General features: G+C 59.7%; 18 protein-coding genes. All 18 read right to left on the bottom strand.

Features of this window, described 5'->3' with window-relative positions; translation table 11 throughout:
- Positions 1-115: 115 nt before the first annotated feature.
- On the bottom strand, positions 116-1,798 hold the full coding sequence (locus HBF25_RS07860) for a type IV secretory system conjugative DNA transfer family protein (RefSeq protein ID WP_166947289.1): 1,683 nt from the start codon (positions 1,796-1,798) through the stop codon (positions 116-118).
- Between the two features lie 27 nt (positions 1,799-1,825).
- Positions 1,826-3,304 (bottom strand): XVIPCD domain-containing protein, encoded by a 1,479-nt coding sequence (locus HBF25_RS07855; RefSeq protein ID WP_166947288.1) that lies wholly within the window; start codon positions 3,302-3,304, stop codon positions 1,826-1,828.
- Complete coding sequence (locus tag HBF25_RS07850; protein WP_166947287.1) at positions 3,301-3,897, bottom strand: hypothetical protein; 597 nt, start codon at positions 3,895-3,897, stop codon at positions 3,301-3,303. The genes HBF25_RS07855 and HBF25_RS07850 overlap by 4 nt, the downstream gene beginning before the upstream one ends.
- Positions 3,897-5,309, bottom strand: coding sequence for an XVIPCD domain-containing protein (locus HBF25_RS07845; RefSeq protein WP_166947286.1), 1,413 nt, complete (start codon positions 5,307-5,309; stop codon positions 3,897-3,899). Before HBF25_RS07845 ends, HBF25_RS07850 begins: the two co-directional genes overlap by 1 nt.
- Entirely contained in the window at positions 5,306-5,824 is a 519-nt protein-coding gene (locus HBF25_RS07840; protein ID WP_166947285.1) for a hypothetical protein, read from the bottom strand. The genes HBF25_RS07845 and HBF25_RS07840 overlap by 4 nt, the downstream gene beginning before the upstream one ends.
- Before the next feature lie 239 nt (positions 5,825-6,063).
- Positions 6,064-7,356 (bottom strand): XVIPCD domain-containing protein, encoded by a 1,293-nt coding sequence (locus HBF25_RS07835; RefSeq protein WP_166947284.1) that lies wholly within the window; start codon positions 7,354-7,356, stop codon positions 6,064-6,066.
- Positions 7,357-7,379: 23 nt separating this feature from the next.
- Positions 7,380-7,904 carry a hypothetical protein gene (locus HBF25_RS07830; protein ID WP_166947283.1) on the bottom strand — a complete coding sequence of 175 codons (525 nt, stop codon included), beginning with the start codon at positions 7,902-7,904 and terminating at the stop codon, positions 7,380-7,382.
- A gap of 24 nt (positions 7,905-7,928) precedes the next feature.
- A complete protein-coding gene (locus tag HBF25_RS07825; RefSeq protein ID WP_166947282.1) occupies positions 7,929-9,134 on the bottom strand; it encodes an XVIPCD domain-containing protein in 1,206 nt (401 codons plus the stop codon).
- Between the two features lie 230 nt (positions 9,135-9,364).
- Positions 9,365-10,633 carry an XVIPCD domain-containing protein gene (locus tag HBF25_RS07820; protein ID WP_166947281.1) on the bottom strand — a complete coding sequence of 423 codons (1,269 nt, stop codon included), beginning with the start codon at positions 10,631-10,633 and terminating at the stop codon, positions 9,365-9,367.
- Between the two features lie 81 nt (positions 10,634-10,714).
- Positions 10,715-11,362 carry a hypothetical protein gene (locus HBF25_RS07815; RefSeq protein WP_243853111.1) on the bottom strand — a complete coding sequence of 216 codons (648 nt, stop codon included), beginning with the start codon at positions 11,360-11,362 and terminating at the stop codon, positions 10,715-10,717.
- 87 nt (positions 11,363-11,449) lie between these two features.
- Positions 11,450-11,992, bottom strand: coding sequence for a DUF4189 domain-containing protein (locus tag HBF25_RS07810; protein ID WP_166947280.1), 543 nt, complete (start codon positions 11,990-11,992; stop codon positions 11,450-11,452).
- On the bottom strand, positions 11,992-12,498 hold the full coding sequence (locus HBF25_RS07805; protein WP_166947279.1) for a DUF4189 domain-containing protein: 507 nt from the start codon (positions 12,496-12,498) through the stop codon (positions 11,992-11,994). Before HBF25_RS07805 ends, HBF25_RS07810 begins: the two co-directional genes overlap by 1 nt.
- Before the next feature lies 1 nt (position 12,499).
- A complete protein-coding gene (locus HBF25_RS22665; RefSeq protein WP_425483449.1) occupies positions 12,500-12,955 on the bottom strand; it encodes a DUF4189 domain-containing protein in 456 nt (151 codons plus the stop codon).
- A gap of 339 nt (positions 12,956-13,294) precedes the next feature.
- Positions 13,295-13,807 carry a DUF4189 domain-containing protein gene (locus tag HBF25_RS22660; protein WP_166947277.1) on the bottom strand — a complete coding sequence of 171 codons (513 nt, stop codon included), beginning with the start codon at positions 13,805-13,807 and terminating at the stop codon, positions 13,295-13,297.
- A 147-nt stretch (positions 13,808-13,954) separates the two neighbouring features.
- Positions 13,955-14,326 carry a hypothetical protein gene (locus tag HBF25_RS07790; protein WP_166947276.1) on the bottom strand — a complete coding sequence of 124 codons (372 nt, stop codon included), beginning with the start codon at positions 14,324-14,326 and terminating at the stop codon, positions 13,955-13,957.
- Between the two features lie 125 nt (positions 14,327-14,451).
- Positions 14,452-15,030: a DUF4189 domain-containing protein gene (locus HBF25_RS07785; protein ID WP_166947275.1), complete on the bottom strand. Its 579-nt coding sequence runs from the start codon at positions 15,028-15,030 to the stop codon at positions 14,452-14,454.
- Between the two features lie 137 nt (positions 15,031-15,167).
- The gene (locus HBF25_RS22655; RefSeq protein WP_425483448.1) at positions 15,168-15,608 is read right to left on the bottom strand and encodes a DUF4189 domain-containing protein; all 441 of its coding nucleotides are present in this window, start codon (positions 15,606-15,608) and stop codon (positions 15,168-15,170) included.
- Positions 15,609-15,658: 50 nt separating this feature from the next.
- Complete coding sequence (locus tag HBF25_RS07775) at positions 15,659-16,732, bottom strand: TrbL/VirB6 family protein (protein WP_166947273.1); 1,074 nt, start codon at positions 16,730-16,732, stop codon at positions 15,659-15,661.
- Positions 16,733-16,750: the final 18 nt, after the last annotated feature.

The raw sequence follows: 16,750 nt of genomic DNA, 5'->3' as shown, positions 1-16,750 counted from the left end.
ATCCGCTCCCACCCCTTCGGTAGTGAACCTCCCACTCCTTCGGCAGCAAATTCTCTACCGAAGGAGTGGGAGCGGACCGTGTCCGCGATAACGCTTCATCAGAAGCGGCCTGCTGTCACACCGTGAGCTGCGGCACCTTCACCTTGTCCATCAGGCGCGAGGTGAAGTACTTGTCCTGGTAGTAGCGGATCTTCTCGCACATCACCGGATGCGGAATGCCTTCATAGAACAACACTTCCTTTTCCATGCCAAGGGCCTTCAGTTCCTGGGGAAGCATGAGTGCGCGCTTCTCCTCGGAATGGCTGCGGCTCACGTCACCCTTCTTGCTCTTGGTGATGTTCTCCCGACGCACGGTCGTATACCCGAGCATCTCGGAATAATCGTTTGCATCCTGCTGTTCGCGGGGAGCGTAGACGATCTGCAAAGCATGGTTGGTGATGACCGTGCGCGATACGTCCTTGCCGTATACCGCATCGAGCTGCGCCATGCTCTGGATGATGGGCAGCAGGCGGATGTTATAGCCAGCCATGTACGACACGGCAGAAGCGATGATCTCTACCTTGCCGATCGACGTGAACTCATCCATCAACAGCAGGCACTGGTGCTTCAGCTCCGGATTGTTCTGCGGAAGCTCCTTGGTGTTGAGGTTGATGAGCTGGCTGAAGAACAGGTTGACGATCAGGCGGCTTTCGGCCAGCTTGTTCGGCTGGATGCCGATGTAGATCGTCATGCGCTTCTTGCGCACGTCGGTGAGCTGGAAGTCATCGTCGCTGGTGGCCGCATCCAGTACCGGGTTGATCCACGCGTTCAGCGGCTCCTTGAAGGTGCCCAGGATTGACGCGAAGGTTTCGGCGGCCTGTGACAGCATGTTGGCGAAGGCCGACCTGGCATTGCCGCTCAGGAAGGGCTCCTTCGACAGGCGCGTATACAGCTCACGAAGATCGGTGCCGTCACCTGAAGACAGGCGATAGATCATGCCCAGCGTGGGCTTGCTGCGCAGGATCATGGGCAGCCCGTTCTTCTCGTCGTGCTCCCACTTTTCGCACAGGTACAGCGAGAAGGCCATGAAGGCATTGCGCGCCTGGCTGACCCAGAATTTCTGGTCGTCCGAGCCATCCGGATAAAGCATGGAAGAAATGCTCATCAGGTCGGATACACGGAATGCGGGATCCTTCGAGACGTAGCTCAGGGGATTCCAGCGATGCGTGCGGCGATCTTCGGCGAAGGGGTTGAACAGGTAGATCTCCTGCCCCTGGCTGGCGCGCCAGCCGCTGGTGAGGTCGAAGTTCTCCTGCTTGATATCGAGTACGACCACCGACTCCTGGTAGTCGAGCAGGTTCGGGATAACCACGCCGACACCCTTGCCCGAGCGGGTGGGGGCCGCGAGGATCACGAACTGCTGGCCGGGCAGGCGGACCAGATCGCCCTTGAACTTGCCGACGAGGATGCCGTTGGGCGCTTCGGAGAGCATCTTCTGCTTGCGCAGGTCGCCGGTAGTGGCGAAGCGGGCATCGCCATGCATCGACTGCTTGCGCTTGCGGAAGATGAAGTAGGCAACGACTGCCCAGATCAGCAGCGGAATCAGGAATCCGACAGCGCCGGCGACCTTGATCTTCCACGCGAAGGGCTGCACCTGGGGCAGATCGAGCGCCTGCAGATAGCCGATATAGGTGTTCCACTGTACCGGCACATCACCTCGGCCGATGGACAGCAGGCTGAAATAGCCTGCCAGGTATTCGCCTGCCACAAGGGCGGCCAGAAAGAGGCCGGCCGCCCAGTATCCCCTGGTTTTACTCATGATCTGATCTACCTTTCCGATGGTTCGTCACAGTCCTGGCGCTGGGTTGTCGCGGCCGGGTACGTGTTGTTGGTTGGCCTGCATGGCAAGCGCCTGCTCATGTTGCTTCGCTGCCTGGTGCCAGGCATCACTGCTAGCGGCGACCGGGGTGGCCACGGCCTGCCGGGTATCCACCTCGGCCACGCGTTTGAGCGGTGAATCCAGCGGTCCCTGCACCGCGTAGGTGCGGGAAGCATCCGCGCTCATCACTGCCCGGTCGATGCGGTCCAGCCCCTCGCGCCTCGCCGTAACGGCCAGCACGCCAGCGAGATTATCGCTGGAACCGTCGGGCTTGCGCTGGTGCGCCGCATCCAGTTCATGCACGGCCTTCTGTGCCTGCCGGAACATGGCGTGGTCAGGATGCGCCTCGTGGTCGAGGGGAACGGCTGGCTTGTCGTGCTCGAACCATTCCTTGGGGTGGGTAAGGGTGTGCCAGGCGCCGGAGGCCTTTTCCTCGATGGCATGAATGCCTTCGCCGATCTCGTGCGCCATGTGTCCGACGCCCTCCTTGAGATGTTCGAAACCTTCCCGGGCCTCGTGGACTACGTGCTCCACCCCATGCTCCACGGCCGTGACGCCTTCGGCCACGGTCTGCATGGCCTTGTGCTCGATGGCATCCTTGATGTCACCCAGGGTCTTGGGAATCTGCCAGGGAGCGGAGATGCCCTTGCGGATATCCATGACATCGTCGCGATAGCGGTCGACCATGCCCTCATGGGCACGATAGCGGGCCTGGCTTTCCTCGCTGATGATGGAGTGACCCAGCAGCTTGCTGCCAGGCACGAAATTGTCGATGGCGTGTGCGCTGAAATCGGTGGCTTTCAGGGGATTGCGCAGCGAGAACAGGCCGCTGTCGTCCCGGTAGCCGGCCTTCGTCAGGGTGTCGATATCCTGCTGGGCCGCATAGACGCGTACCTCGCCGAAGTGAGCGCTGGCCGCGCTCACGAGATCGCCGGCGCGCACATGGTCGATGACCTGGTTGCCGCCCTCAGGAATGCCCTGGCGAAGTCCAGCCGCACCATAGGCGTTGAAGGTCTCGCCATGCAGGCCGAATTTCGCGGCGCTGATTTCGGCCAGCGTGCCGCCGAGAGAGTGGCCGGTGACGGTGATCTCCGGCGGTTTGCGATCCTCGTCCGCAGCGGCCTTGTTGACCTTGTCCATGACACGTTTCGTGAAGGCAAGGGCGTCGCCGCTCTGCAGGTTGATGCCGGTGAGCACCATTCCTGCATCGACACCACCGTCGCGTACAGGCTGCCGGTCGAACTCGGTGCCGCGGAAGGCGACGATCACCTGCTGGGGCTGGACATCTTCACGTACGTAGGCCTGGGCCTGGAAGCCGGTGATCGGATCGTCGGCCGCGTCGATGACACGGTAGGTGATGCCGTCGAGCTCGACGGTCTTGTTGATGGCGGTGTCGTGATAGACGTCCTGCGAGAGCAGGGCGTAATCCGTCGACCGCGGGCTCACGGCAGCCGCTCCGTCGCATGCAGGCGGATGGAGAACGTGGCGTGCGGATCGTTGAAGGCGCTGGCCTCATTGGCGCCGGTGTCGATGCGCTCGTCGTCGGCACGCTGGTAGGACTTGTGTGAGAAGTACTTCACGACCTCGCGCTTGCCAAGGATGTCGTCCTTGTAGATCGCGGGGCTGAAGTTGACCTGCCGGTGATGGAAGTCGGCCGTGGCACCGACCACGGCCCAATGGCAAACGCCATGGCCGAAGTAGTCCTCGTCCTGGATGCGGTCCATGAAGATCTCGCCGCGGAATTCGTTGTCGCTCGTACGCGTGAATTCGACCGGAACCCGTTTCTCCGGCACCACCGTGGCGCCCATGACCGGTGTCATGGGTACGCAGGCCGGGTTGTCCACGCGGTAGTCCACGTGGCCGTCGATACGATCGAACTGCCCCGGCGCGCCATCAACCTTGACGGTGATCTCGTAACGCATGCGCGGCGCGGGATTGAGTTTGACTTCAGGCTGGTTCATGGCTTCACCGTAGGATGGGACGGTCAGGAAGAGGGACAGGGTGGTCAATGAGCAGGCGAGGTAGCGTCGCAGGGTCATCAATGCAGGCTCCTTCCGGGGGATGGCACAGCTTGATCCTGGGCAGCCTGCTGGCTGCGCTCCATGGCCTGGGCAAGCTCCGCCTGCTGTCGTTGTGCGGATGCCTGCGTCCATTCCTTGCTGCTCTGCTCGATGGACGCGGAGATTCCTAGTTCGGTCTGGACCTGGGCGATTTTCTTGAAGGGCGAGGACAACTCACCTTGCACGGCATACGCCTGGCTGGCGTCATCACTGAGCAGGACGTGGTCGATACGGTCCATGCCCTGGCGTTGGGCGGCCACGGCGAGGGAGCCTGCCAGGTTGGTGCTGAGTTTGTCGGGGGAGCGGCCCTGTTCGGCGTCCAGGCGCTGGGTGCCTTCGAGGGCTTGCTTGAAAAGAGCATTGCCGGGGTGTGCGGCGTCGGTTATCCGAGGGTCCTTTTTTTCTTCCGACTGAGGGAGTGAAGACCACGTTCCGCGAAAGCTGGACGATGAAAAGGCAGAAGTATGCATCGATTTATCGACTACATACCCCTGATCCGCTACCGCCGTTGCCGCATCCCGTATGGCCTTCACCTCGTTCCTCAGTTTTGCAGTATAAGCGTGGGCAGCCAGACCCACACCAAGTGTTGCGACAGCCTGCGGGTGGTTGATGGACAGTGCTGAGAGCTCGCGTGCGCTCATTACATCCGATCGGTAGTTATCAATCATTTTCTTGTTATTTTGATAGAGCCTTTCAGCATCTTCGTTTAGCAGAGAGTATCCTTTTTCGTCAGGTACAAAATTGGAAATCTCGTGCGACTCGAGGCTTATGGATCTAACGACGTTTCCGATTCCCCGACTGCTTTCATATCCGGCCTTACTAAGTGCGGATATGTCATTTTCTGCTGCGTATATCTCGACATCCCCGAAATGCGGGTTGGCAGCGCTCACGGGGTCTCCTGCGCGAACATGGTTGATCAGCGAATGGCTTGGCTTGATTGTTTCGGAGGTCAGTCCGCTGGCTCCGTAGGCATTGAAAGTTTCACCTTTCAGACCGAAATGCGCGGCATTGATTTGTGCAAGAGTGCCTCCGAGCGAATGCCCTGTAACGGTGACGTCCAGCGGCATGTTGTTGGCATCTGCATATTGTCTGGCAATAGATATGGCATGATCGGTAAATGCTTCAGACTCAAACTCTTGAGCATTTACCTTGGCTATCACCATACCTAGATCAACAGCTCCGTCATCAAGCGCCTGGGTTCCCCTGTAGGCGAGGATAGTTTTTCCGCTGCTGTCCTCTCGGAAGGCTGTCGCCTGGAATCCTGTAAAGGGGCCTGAAGCACTGTAGATGGCTTTGAAATGGTGGCCGCCCACGTCAATGGACTCACCGACCGAAAGGTTGTTATACGCCTCGCTGGATAGCGTGGCGTAAATTCGTGATTCTTTAGTCATGGCCTGGATTCCTCCAGGCTAAGCGCGAGGGAAAACGCGGTCGAAGGGTCTTTTATTCGTTCCTTATCCGTGCTTCCGGTGTCAATGAAATCATCTGAGGCGGAATCGTAGCCAGATTTCGAGAAGTACTTGACGAGCTCACCATGAGGCGACTTCCCCTGGGTATACATATCCACTGAAAACGTAGTACGTCCCCTTTTTGCTGATGCCTCAATAGAGACAAGTTGCCAATGGCATACCCCAAGACCAAAGTAGTCCTCATCCAGGAAGGGAGACAGGGCGAATTGTCCACTGTAGGTGGCGTCATCTTTCTTGATAAGTTCAATCGGGAGACGCTTGTGCGGAATGAGGCGAGCTCCAGAGACGGGCTGCTTGGGCACGCATTCCGGGTTCGTCACCCGAAATTGTGCGAAGGCGAGGACATTGTCAAATATCCCTGGCGTATTTCCAGTCCTGACAAGAACGGAGATGTCGTTCGAGGTGGTCGGGTTTAACTGTACTTTCGGTTCTTCCATGTTTCCACCACATGCGGCAAGTGAGAGAAACAGGCCGGGGACGGCGACCTGTGCGAGTCGCCTGGCGAGCCGGTATGGGCTCGCCAGGCTGGACGCGTCAGGGGCATAACGCGTGGATCGAGTGGCACGCGGTGGTGACGATGAGCGTGCACAACCGGACGCCAGCGATGCTGGCACGGTGGGTGGTGCGGGCGGGCGTCCGTCGTGTGCCATGGGTTTGCTTTCCTTCGCGGTTTGGATCAGCGGTGCTGGGACTGCTGGTGTTGTTGCTGTTGCTGCTGGGATTCCTGGGTCTGCTGAGCAGCCTGGCCCTGCTGCGTGGCGTGATGCTGGCTCGCCATCTCGCTGCTCTTCTCCAGTGGCGTGGCCAGGGCCTTCTGCATGTCGACCTCCGCAGTCTGCTTGAACGGCGAATTGAGATCGCCCTGCACGGCGTAAGCCTTGCTCGCGTCCTGGTTGGTCACGACGTGGTCGATGGAGGTCAGGCCCTGCTGACGGGCGGTCAGCGTGGTGAGGCTGGCGACGCGTTCGCTGCGCTCGTCCCATACGTGACCATGCTGGGCGTCGAGGCGCTTGATGGCATCGCGGGCCTGTTCGTACAGCTTGTGATCGGGGTGTTCGGGCGAGTCCATGCGGGGGCCGTGAGCGCGTAATTTTTCCGCTGCTTCGATGGCATCGAGGGTCTTCTTGCCTACCACGCCGTCCGGATCGAGCTTGTGTTCGCGCTGGAATCGTTCCACGGCTTCCTGCGTGTGCTTGCCGAAGTTGCCGTCTGTATCCAGGTGCTTGCCGTTCGTATCCGTGACGCCGAGGGCGTTGAGGCGCTCCTGGAGGCGATGAACATCGTTGCCTCGGTCACCTTCGCGAAGCGTGCCGGCGTGTGTCGGCGGTGTGTGGCTTTCCGGCTTGACGGTTGCGGCCGGCTGCCTGGGCGTGGCCGGTTCCTGGGCCTTGTCGTGCGGGGCCTGGCCACCGTGCAGCGGCGCCTTGGTCTGAAATTCAGGCTTGGCGCGCAGAGCCCCGACGATTTCCATCTTGTCGCCATCCCAGTAACGGCCGGGCTGGACGGTAACTTCGGCAGGGCCGGTGCTCACCTGTGAGCCGATGAAACGGATATTCCCGTGGGAGTCGTAGTCGCGAACGATGCCCACGTGCTGACCGGTGCCACCCTTGTCCTTGAACATGATGATGTCGCCCGGCTGCAGATTGCCGTGCGGCTTGCGCGCCTCGCCGGCGGGAATTACGTCGAAATGCGACTTGGCGTAGTCGGTGGTGTGGGTGCCGTTGAACAGCTTGCTGGTCGCGAATGGCTCCTTGCCCACGTCGTAGCCGGCATCGTGCAGGCCGCGCCAGACGAACGACGAACAGTCCACGCCACGCTTGCCGTCGTGGTCGAGATCCTGCTCGGTACGGCTGGGATCGGTGGTGCCGTTGTGCTTGGTATGGATCGTCATGTCCGGTCGGCCGTATTCGAACTTCTGGCCCGACTCGAAGAAGTGGATCCGCGCTTCGTTGTAGATATCCGGATTCATATGTAACTCCTGGTTGATTGACGTCAGATGCCGTCGGCGTACTGGTCGAGTTCTCCTTGGTCGACCCATCCCGCCGCACAATCGCCGGTGTACTTGCCGTCACCGACACGCTGGCACGACTGTCCCGTCGTCGCCGTTTTCCACTGGACGGGCAGGTCGGCTTTCTTGCACAGATCCTTGCCCTTGCACTCCGGCACGCTCGCGGTAGGCACGGCGATGACGTAGTGGCGCTGGTTGTCGTTGCCGCGAGCCGTCGCGGCGATGCAGACGAACTGGCGATCCTTCAGGCGCGCGACGGCCCGGCCCTTGCCGTCGAGCTTGTCGTTGAGGTCCACGCCGTCGGCGCCGTCCTGGGCGGCGATCGAGCCGAAAAGCGCGCCCTTGCCACAACCGGCGTAGTCGACGCTGAAGCCATCGATCTTGCAGGACGACTTGCCGTCGCATGGCGCAGCCGGTGTCGCATGGGTGGCAGCCCCTTCGGCGTGGACGGTTGCGACCGCCTGCGCGGCGAGAAGGGCGCTGGCGAGAACGGCGAGGGAAATCTTCATGAAGGCATCCATGGTGTCGATACGTTAGTGGCCGTGCGGTGGCTTGATCGCCGGCGCGGGGGGGATGGATTCGGGGGCGGCCTTGGCCGTCGCCTCGGTGGGCGTACTGCTGTCCTTTTCCTTGGGCCCCAGGACGGCCTGCTCGGTGTTCACCTCGGCGATTTTCTTCAGCGGCGAGTTGAGGTCGCCTTCCACGGCGTAGGTACGCTGGGCATCATCACTCAATGCCACATGGTCGATACGGGTCAGACCCTTGTCGTGCGCTTCCATGGCGAGGGCGGCGGCGAGGTTCTCGCTGCGCTCGTCCGATCGGCGATGATGGCTTTCGTCGAGTTTGTGCACTGCTGCGAGTGCCTGGGTGTAGAGCAGGTGCTGCGGGTGGGCGTGATGTCGGAGCGCCGCCGCGTTGGCATGCTCGTGGCACGGGTGATGAGGATGGAACCAGTGCCTTGTTTCGAGCATGCGTCGCTGCTGTTCGTACAGCGCGTCCTGATCGAACTCGGGTGCATCCGTTTCCGTGGTGGATTTGCGTCGCTTCTTCGTACGCTCTTTCACCGCGGCCTCTTTCTTTTCCTGGGCCGCCGCCGGAGAAAGCGTCGCGCGGGACCGGGGTGACGCGGTCTTTGCCACATCGCTTTCGGCCAGGCGTCCCATCAGCGACGGCGTCAGTCGTTTCTCCCACGTGTCGAACCGCGTCTTGCGGTCGTCCAGGCCGTAAAGGCGGCCGTTCAATGCCTGCGTGGCTGCCCTGACGTCCTCGCGAGCCTCCTGGGGCACGTGGCTGCGCCAGTACCAAACCGCGATGGTGGCTGCGTGGGCGGGTTCCGCGGCAAGTTCGGGCCTGCCGACGAGATCGATGCCGAGCGCGCGACCTGCGGCGCGATAGTGGTCTTTACCTGGGATGGGGAGATAACCCCGGCCGTGGTAGCGAAAACCGTCGCCCGGGCGATCGTTGCCATTGCGCTCGCCGTACATCAGTTCGGCCAGCTGCTGGGGCTTGCCTTGCAAGGCTTCCCGGCGCGCGGTTTCGAGCGCCTGCGGACCTTCCCGCCAGGCGGCCTGTCCGGGGATCTGCGCCACGCCCCGCATATATCGAAAACTCTCCTCGAGACGGTTCAGGCCATTGGATTCATGGCCAATCTGGGCCATGAAATTAGCCAGCTCCCTGGGAGAGCGGATCCCGCCCGCATAGGCCGCGGCCAGGACCTGGGTCTCACGATCAATCGCCATATGGAACTCCTGGTTGACCATCGTTCGGCGTCGCTTCCAGCGTGCCGTTCACTCGTCATCCCGACGAGTCTGTCGAGGCCCCGCGAATCGGCATGTTCCCCTGTGCCAATGGACCCCGGTCCCACGAACTTACCCTGTTTTCCGCTCCCGAAATGTGCACGATCCGGCAACTTCGGCATGTTTTCGTCCAGACACTATCGCCTGAGGAATGTCATGGCATCGCCAACGTGTCAGTGCCCCGATCCCGGCAGCATGGGGCGTTGTTGCGGTTGTTCAGGTTGCGGCTGCGGCTGTTTCGATGTCGTCTGCTCCATCGCCGCCTTGCTTTGCTCTAGCGGGGTATTCACGGCCTGCGCGGTCTGTACCTCCGCCATTCGCTTGTGCGGGGAGTTCATGTCGCCCTGCACCGCGTAGACCTTGCTGGCGTCGTCGCTCAGGACGACATGATCGATCCGCGTCAGTCCGTCGCGCTTTGCCGCCGCGGCGAGGGATCCGGCGAGGTTTTCGCTGAGCTGGTCGGATTTGCGACCGTGCTGGGCGTCCACCGCGTGCACGCCTGTCCTGGCCTGTTCGAGCAGGGCGAGGTCGGCAGCGCGGGTTCCCTGCGGGTGGGCATGTTCCTGCCTGATGGCATCGGCATGCTTTTGCGCCGTAATGGCTTCTTGAGTCTTCGCTCCGGCGACGCCATCGGCGGAGAGATGATGATCGCGCTGGAAACGTTCCAGGGCGCCGCGTGTGCCGGGGCCGAACTGGCCGTCGGTATGCAGTGCCTGCCCTTGGGCATCGGTGTAGCCCAGGCGCGCCAGGTTGGCCTGCAGCATCCGGACATCCTCTCCCTGCATGCCTTCCTTGAGCAGGCGCTGCTCCGCCGTGCGCGGCTCCGGCGCCGACTGGCCGACGCTGCCGCTGGCGAGGCGCTCCATGACCTGCGGGTTGAGCTTGCGCTGCCAGTCCTGGAACCGGTGCTCCCGATCCTCTAGGCCGTTGTATTTGCCGTTGACCGCATGGGTGGCGGCCTTGACGTCCTCCTTGGCCTGGTCGGGGACGCGGTTTTCCCAATACCAGGTGGCGATCTTCGAGGCGTTCTTCGGGTCGGCGGCGAGCTCCGGTTTGTGGACCAGATCGAGGCCCAGTGCTTCGCCGGCAGCGCGGTAGTTGTCCTTGCCGGTGAGCTGGATGTAGCCACGGCCGTGGTACTTCCAGCCGTCGCCGGGCTCGTCGTTGCCGTTGCGACCGCCGTACATCAGCTCGGCAAGGCGCTCGGGCTTGCCCATCAGGGCATCCTTGCGGGCGCTCTCCAGGGCGGCAGCGCCTTCGCGCCAGGCCGACTGGACCGGAATCTGGGAGATCCCACGGGTGTACCGGAAGCTTTCTTCCAGGCGGTTCAACCCATTGGACTCATGTGTCACTTGTGCCATGAAATTGGCCAGTTCCCGGGGCGAACGGATGCCAGCGGCATACGCGTCCGTCAGGACCTGGGTCTCACGATCAATCGCCATGTGCAGCTCCTGTCTTACTTTCAATGGCGACAGCTTGTCCCGCTGTCTTTCATCTTCCTCCGTTCAAGCGGAGGTCTCGACTCAAGGGAGGGTCACCTCAGGCACCTTTCCCGGGTCGAATTCGTGGAACGACACCTTCCCCAACTCATGTGGGGTCAATTCGATCTTTTTCTCGTGGCCGGTCTCACTGTCGGAGACCTGACGATTCACCTTCGTGACGAACCAGTCTTGGCTATCCTTCGCATAAGTGAAAGTGAATTCATCCGTCCAACGCTCTCGGCTTCCACCCCCGTTCACGATGGTGAACGAGCCGGCGTCGATCCGTACGTAGCCGAATGGATCGCCCGATACGCCACCGCAGGTGGCACAGAGCACGATGTGGCCGTTGGAGGCCTTTCGTACCAATTGGCCCGACGCGTCACGCAGAAGCAGAAGAACGGTGCGATTGGGCCCCTCGCCGAGCTTTTCCTTGCCCGTGGTCGGCGGATCCAGCACCAGCAGGACATCCTTGTGCCCTGCGCCTGTGAGGTCGCCCGTCTTCGATTCGAGGATCCGGTTCCCTTCCGTCGCAAACGACTTCAAGTCATCCATCTTGCTTCCTTTGTCCGTCGGAACGGACGTCGTGGCGCGGTTCTGCGTGGCATAGGGGTTCGCGTACTGGGCGAACGCGCCCTCCGCGGAGAGGAGCAGGGCAAGCAATGTCGTGCCCGCTCTTTTAAAGGACATCATGGAAAGCTCCCTCCCTGTAGATCGTGAAGCGCATGCGTAGCTGACTCTGCGTTAGGCTCATCCGACACGATTCTGCGCTATCCATAGTTATAGAACCTTGATCGTGATCGCGCCGGAGCACGCGGCGTAAATTACCGTACAGCCGTTGCGGTGATCTTTCTGGCATTGATTCATGCCTATGCCAACGGCGACGTCTTCCGTGGTGCCCGTGCCATAGACCTCGGTCGTGTCATGTGTCACGACGGCGAGGCACTCGTTGTGGAACGTGCGGGTCGCCCTGCAACCTACGCCACCGTAGAACCGACAGTCGCTCACCGCCGCCTCGCGGGCGTCGTCCTCGCTTTGTGCCTGTACCGCTGCGCCAAAGGTGCCGCCCGTGGCATCCGCAGCCAAGGCGCCCCAGGTCTGACGTGTTTCGTCATGAGGTACCGGAGGTGGCGGCGGAGGCGGTGGCGGTTGGGGCTGATAGCCGGGAGGAATCGGCATGCAGGACTGCAGGTTGCTTCCTTGAGCCGGAACCATGCCGGGTGGACATCCACCTTCGGCCATGACCTTCAACGGCAACAGGAGCAACGCCAGAAGCGCGACCCGGATCGCCAGCGAGTACGAGCGTACGAATGCTGGCGTCATCACAGATCCTTGGAGCAAGCGGACAGCTTCGTCTGGCATGCGCTTGCACCGCTGGCGGCACAGGCAGCCTGCAGATGTTCCTCCACATCGATCTTCGTCTTGCCGGATGCGGTGAAACTGAGGGTCTTGCGCCCGCCCTCCGAAAGCGCCAGTCCAGCGCATTCGTCCGTGCTGGCCAATGGGACGGCGCAGTGGGTTCCTGGTACGGATTCGCACATGGATCGGGCCTTGGCGACAGCCGCGTCCTTGGTCGATTCCTTGAAGGCAAAACCGTAAAGCCCATCCACCGACGTGGCGATGGCGACCCACGATGCCGTGTCGACAGCCATGCCCGCCACGCGCTGCTTGCCGATATCGCGGTAGCCCTGCATCGGGATGCAGGTGCGCCAGCCACCCTGGCGTTGCATCTGGTCCGCTGGGCAGTCGATGTGCGTATCGGCATGAACCGTGGTCGCGGATAAACCGAGCAAAGCGATGATTGAAAGCACCGTACACCATGACTTCATATTAGTTGACCATGATCGGGCTCGCGCACGCTGAGTAATGCAGTTCGCAATTGGCATCCTTTTTTTTACAGTCATTTAGGCTCTTGGATTCGGCCCTGTCCTTTCTGACATCGGAATTGGTCCAAAGCTGCTTATCGCCGATAGTGATAGCCAGGCAAGGGTTGAGGACTGTTCCCGCTGTATCGCACAACTTCCCGCCCTTCGCCTGGCAGTGGTCAATTGCCGTGCTCATAGCAAATTCGCGGGAGGACGGATCCGACGAAATGTCGAACGCCCCGTTACTAGGATCTACAGCGAAGGAAAGCCATTGGTTTATGAAACGAGGCTGTTTTTGTCGAGTCGGCGGTTCCGCGCCATGACCGTGAATCGGTACGCAGGTCTGCCAACCGGCCCCTTGCTGAGGATACTGTCCTGTCGGGCAGCCTCCCTTAGCATGGGCTAGGGCACTCAAAAACATAAAACCAATAGAAGTAAGAGCGCGGCGAAAGGTTGTCATGGCGGATTCGGGACCGAATTGTTTTTTCTGACGGCCTCGGGCGTGGGCGCACTGGTGTTTCTGGGTGCGGCGAGGTATCGCATGTGATATGGACTCACTGTTTGATACGTCCCGTATGTCAGGCAACGGCGACCCACCCATCGATCCCGCTGACTGTCCCTGGGTCCCCGTCGCACACCCGGCGTAAATGCCGAGCACGCCAGCTCACCACCGAGGGCACCCTGGAAAAACATGCCCGCCAACGGCGGTGCCGATGCGATAAGCACGGCACTGAAGAGGGAGAGTGAACATGATTACGGTTTAGGGACGATGGGTAAGATTCTGAGATTCATGTGCCATCACTATGTTGGCGCACATTGAGTAATTTAGCTCGCAATTGTCATCATTTTCCTTGCACGCTTGAATGCTCTTGGTCTCAGCATTTACCTTCGTGGTTCCCGAGTTCGTCCACCACTTCTTGTCCCCTTCGGTAATCGCTAGGCAAGCATTCAGAACTGTTCCCAGGTTCGTACAAGTCTTTCCGCCTTTCGCACGACAACCATCGGTGGCACTCCGGATCGCCGATTCCCTGCTGGATGGATTTGAGGATATTCCGAATGCGCCATTGTCTGGGTCAGCAGAAAAAGATATCCACTGGTCGATATATCTCACCTGCTTTTGATTGGATGCGGGATTTGATTCGTAGCCTGGGATCGGTACGCAGGTCTGCCAGCCAGGTCCTTGCTGGGGATATTCACCCGGAGGGCAGCCACCTTCCGCGTGGATAGCGAAAGAGCAAAGGAGGAGTAGGAGCGCTGGAAAGAACTGTTTCATAAAGAAGGTTGTGATCCGAATCCTTCTTGCCATTCGTTCGTCACCGGGAGGTGATAAATCGAAAAGCATATTGGTACTGGATGAGGTGTACGCATTCAACGCACGTCCTTGGCGTGACGAGTTACCTAGCCATCAATCAATTGAAAATCAAGGGCTGGCATCAGCGGGATCCCTGGCGACGAAATTCGCCTTGGGCACGATGTCCGGATTGGGTGTCAGGTTCGGATTGGGCATTTTCGGCTGGTCGGCCGATTCCTGGCCGGTTGGCTTGCCGTTAGCTCCGTTGGGGAATGCCTGTGGGCAGACGCGGCTATAGAGGTTGGCAGAGTATGGATTGAAGCAATGGCGGCCAGTTTTGTGGTAAGTCCCATATTCCTTCTGATCGGGCACCCAGCAATCCTGGGGGACGCCGAGTGTGCAGAACAGGAACGGATTGTTTCCATAGTACGGAATGAATTCGCCAGCTGTCGCGCTGGCGCTAAGGCCGCCAATAAGAAGAGCGATGATGTACTTGTTCATAAAAGTTCCTCTTGGAGGATCGCACGCCGTGAACGCGAAACGAGTGTCATCGCTTATGTCATTTCAAGTCACAGGCAGATGGTTAATGATGATCTGTTTTATCGAATCGTCGCGGCGAGGCATTCCTACTGAATGATGATCGGTGCGCTGCATGCGGCGAAGTATCGCTGACAATCGGAATCGTCTTTTTGGCACACCTCTAGAGTGTTTCTTTCAGCCTCCGATTTGCTGAGGCCCGGCTTTACCCATATGTTCTTGTTACCGGTGTACATGGCAAAGCATTCGTTAAGTACGCTGACCATGAGCGTACATTCCTTGCCTCCCTTGGATTTGCAGTCTTTTGTGGCTGCTTCGGAAGCTTCTTTTTTTGTGTCAGCCGTCAGAATGACGCCAATTACGCCATGATCAGGGTCCACGGAGAGCGCGCCCCATTGATCCTTGATGCGGGGGCGTCGGGCTTGAGGTGCATTGTCGTAGCCAGGGATGGGCACGCATGATCGCCAGCCGGGTCCTTCCTGAGGATATTCACCCGGAGGGCAACCGCCTTCCGCGTGGATAGCGAAAGAGTAAAAGAGAAATAGTGCCGCTGAGAGGAACTGTTTCATAAACAAGTAGTGATCCGAATCCTTCTTGTCATCCGTGCCATCACCGAAAGGTGATGAATCGAAAAGCATGTTGGCGCTGGATGAGATATACGCATTCAACGCACCTCCTTGGCGTGACGAGTTACCTGGCCATTTTAAAGATGTGATGACGGTGATCTTGCGGCATCATCTGGTCGCCTTGAACTATGTGTTGTTGGTGATGGTTGGTTTATTGCATGTGCTCGGGTATTCACATCTCAATTGACTATGATGGGGCTTGCGCAACCTGCGTAGTGAAGGCTGCAGTTTTTATCGCTCAACTTGCAATCGTCGAGACTTTTGGATACAGCTTTTTCCTTGCGTACATCTGAGTTGAGCCAGAATTTTTCGTCACCTTGGGATATAGCCATGCACGCGTTAAGAGCCGTGCCTACGGTGGCGCAAGAGCGCCCGCCTGCCGCATGGCAATCAGAAATTGCCGTGCGAATCGCCGACTCGCGAGAGGACGAATCTGAACTTACGCCGAATCCCCCGCTATCAACGTCCACCGCGAAAGATATCCATTGGCTGATGTATCGAAGTGGCTTCTGGCTGGGGGTGGGTTCTGTATCGTACCCAGGGATGGGGACGCACGCCTGCCAGCCAGGGCCTTGCTGCGGATATTGCCCCGGTGGACAACCGCCCTCGGCGCTAGCCATTCTGGTTGTGAGCATGAGTCCAATGAGTGCGATAGTGCGAAGAACAATTGTCATTTCTGATTCTGTCCTGCTTGATGATTTCGAATTGCTTCAGAGGCAGGTGTATTGGCGTTGCCTGACGACGAAACAAGTCGGGCGTGCATTACTCCGGCGTTTTGTGGAGCTTGATTATCAATTTTGTGCAGGCCTCCCATAGACCCAGCCGGTTGCCCCTGCGGCCCCGGGCGCCCACCTGGCGTGAACGCCGAATACGTCAGCGCACTACCCAGAACGCCCTGGAAGAACATGGCTGCCATCGGGGGTACCGACACGATAAGTACGGTGAGCAGCAAGCCGATGCCGCCTTGCTGCAAGGCAAGGCTGGAAAGGCCTTCGGTCGCTCCGGGGATGAAGCTGCTGGCAAGCTTCGATCCCCAGGTGGCGACGCTGACGCGAATGGTGAGTTCGAGAACCATGCTGGATACGGCGCTGAGCAGGGCCATGGAGAATAGCGTGCCCAACCCGTACATGAGCCAACGGCGGAACAGCTCCTTGGTCTGGTCGAAGATCAGGCAAAGGATGAACAAAGGTCCAAGACCGATGAACAAGGCCATGGCGAACTGGTAGAGCAGCAGCATGGCGCCGGCGGCCATCGGAGGTGACGAGCTGCCGAATCCGGCCATGAAGAGCGAACGGGTTTTCTCGGCCTGCATTTCCGGGTCGGAACCGACGATCTGGACGGCGTCGATGGATGCCAGGGCCAGCTGCGTGTAAGCCAGGTTCTTGTCGATGGCGTCCGCAGTGGTCGTGCCGCTGTCTCCGGTGAACAGGTAATGGATGTTCTTGTCGAGATCCGTGGTCAGGAAGGTGTTGATGTTGGTGCTGCCGATTGCCATGGCCGTCGCCGCGGAGACGATGACGACGATGCGGCCGAGATTGATCACCAGTTCCATCATCGGCTCGCGGGCGCGACCGGTCATGACGCGGTAGCCCTGGACGATGATGTAGATAGTCACCAGGATCAGCGCGAAGAACGCCGCCCAGCTCATCATCCGGCCCATGAGGTCCATGCCGAACTTGTTGATCTTATCTACGAGGTAGTCGTAAATAAGTCGGTAGAATACGTAGTCACCAATATTCGCCATGTCTGCCTTTCTTCCTGA

Origin of the sequence: Luteibacter anthropi (genome assembly GCF_011759365.1) — a bacterium.
In the GTDB taxonomy this organism is placed as follows: Bacteria; Pseudomonadota; Gammaproteobacteria; order Xanthomonadales; family Rhodanobacteraceae; genus Luteibacter; species Luteibacter anthropi.
Note: the sequence above shows the minus strand (reverse complement) of the source record. Positions and strands in the feature narration are given on the sequence as shown.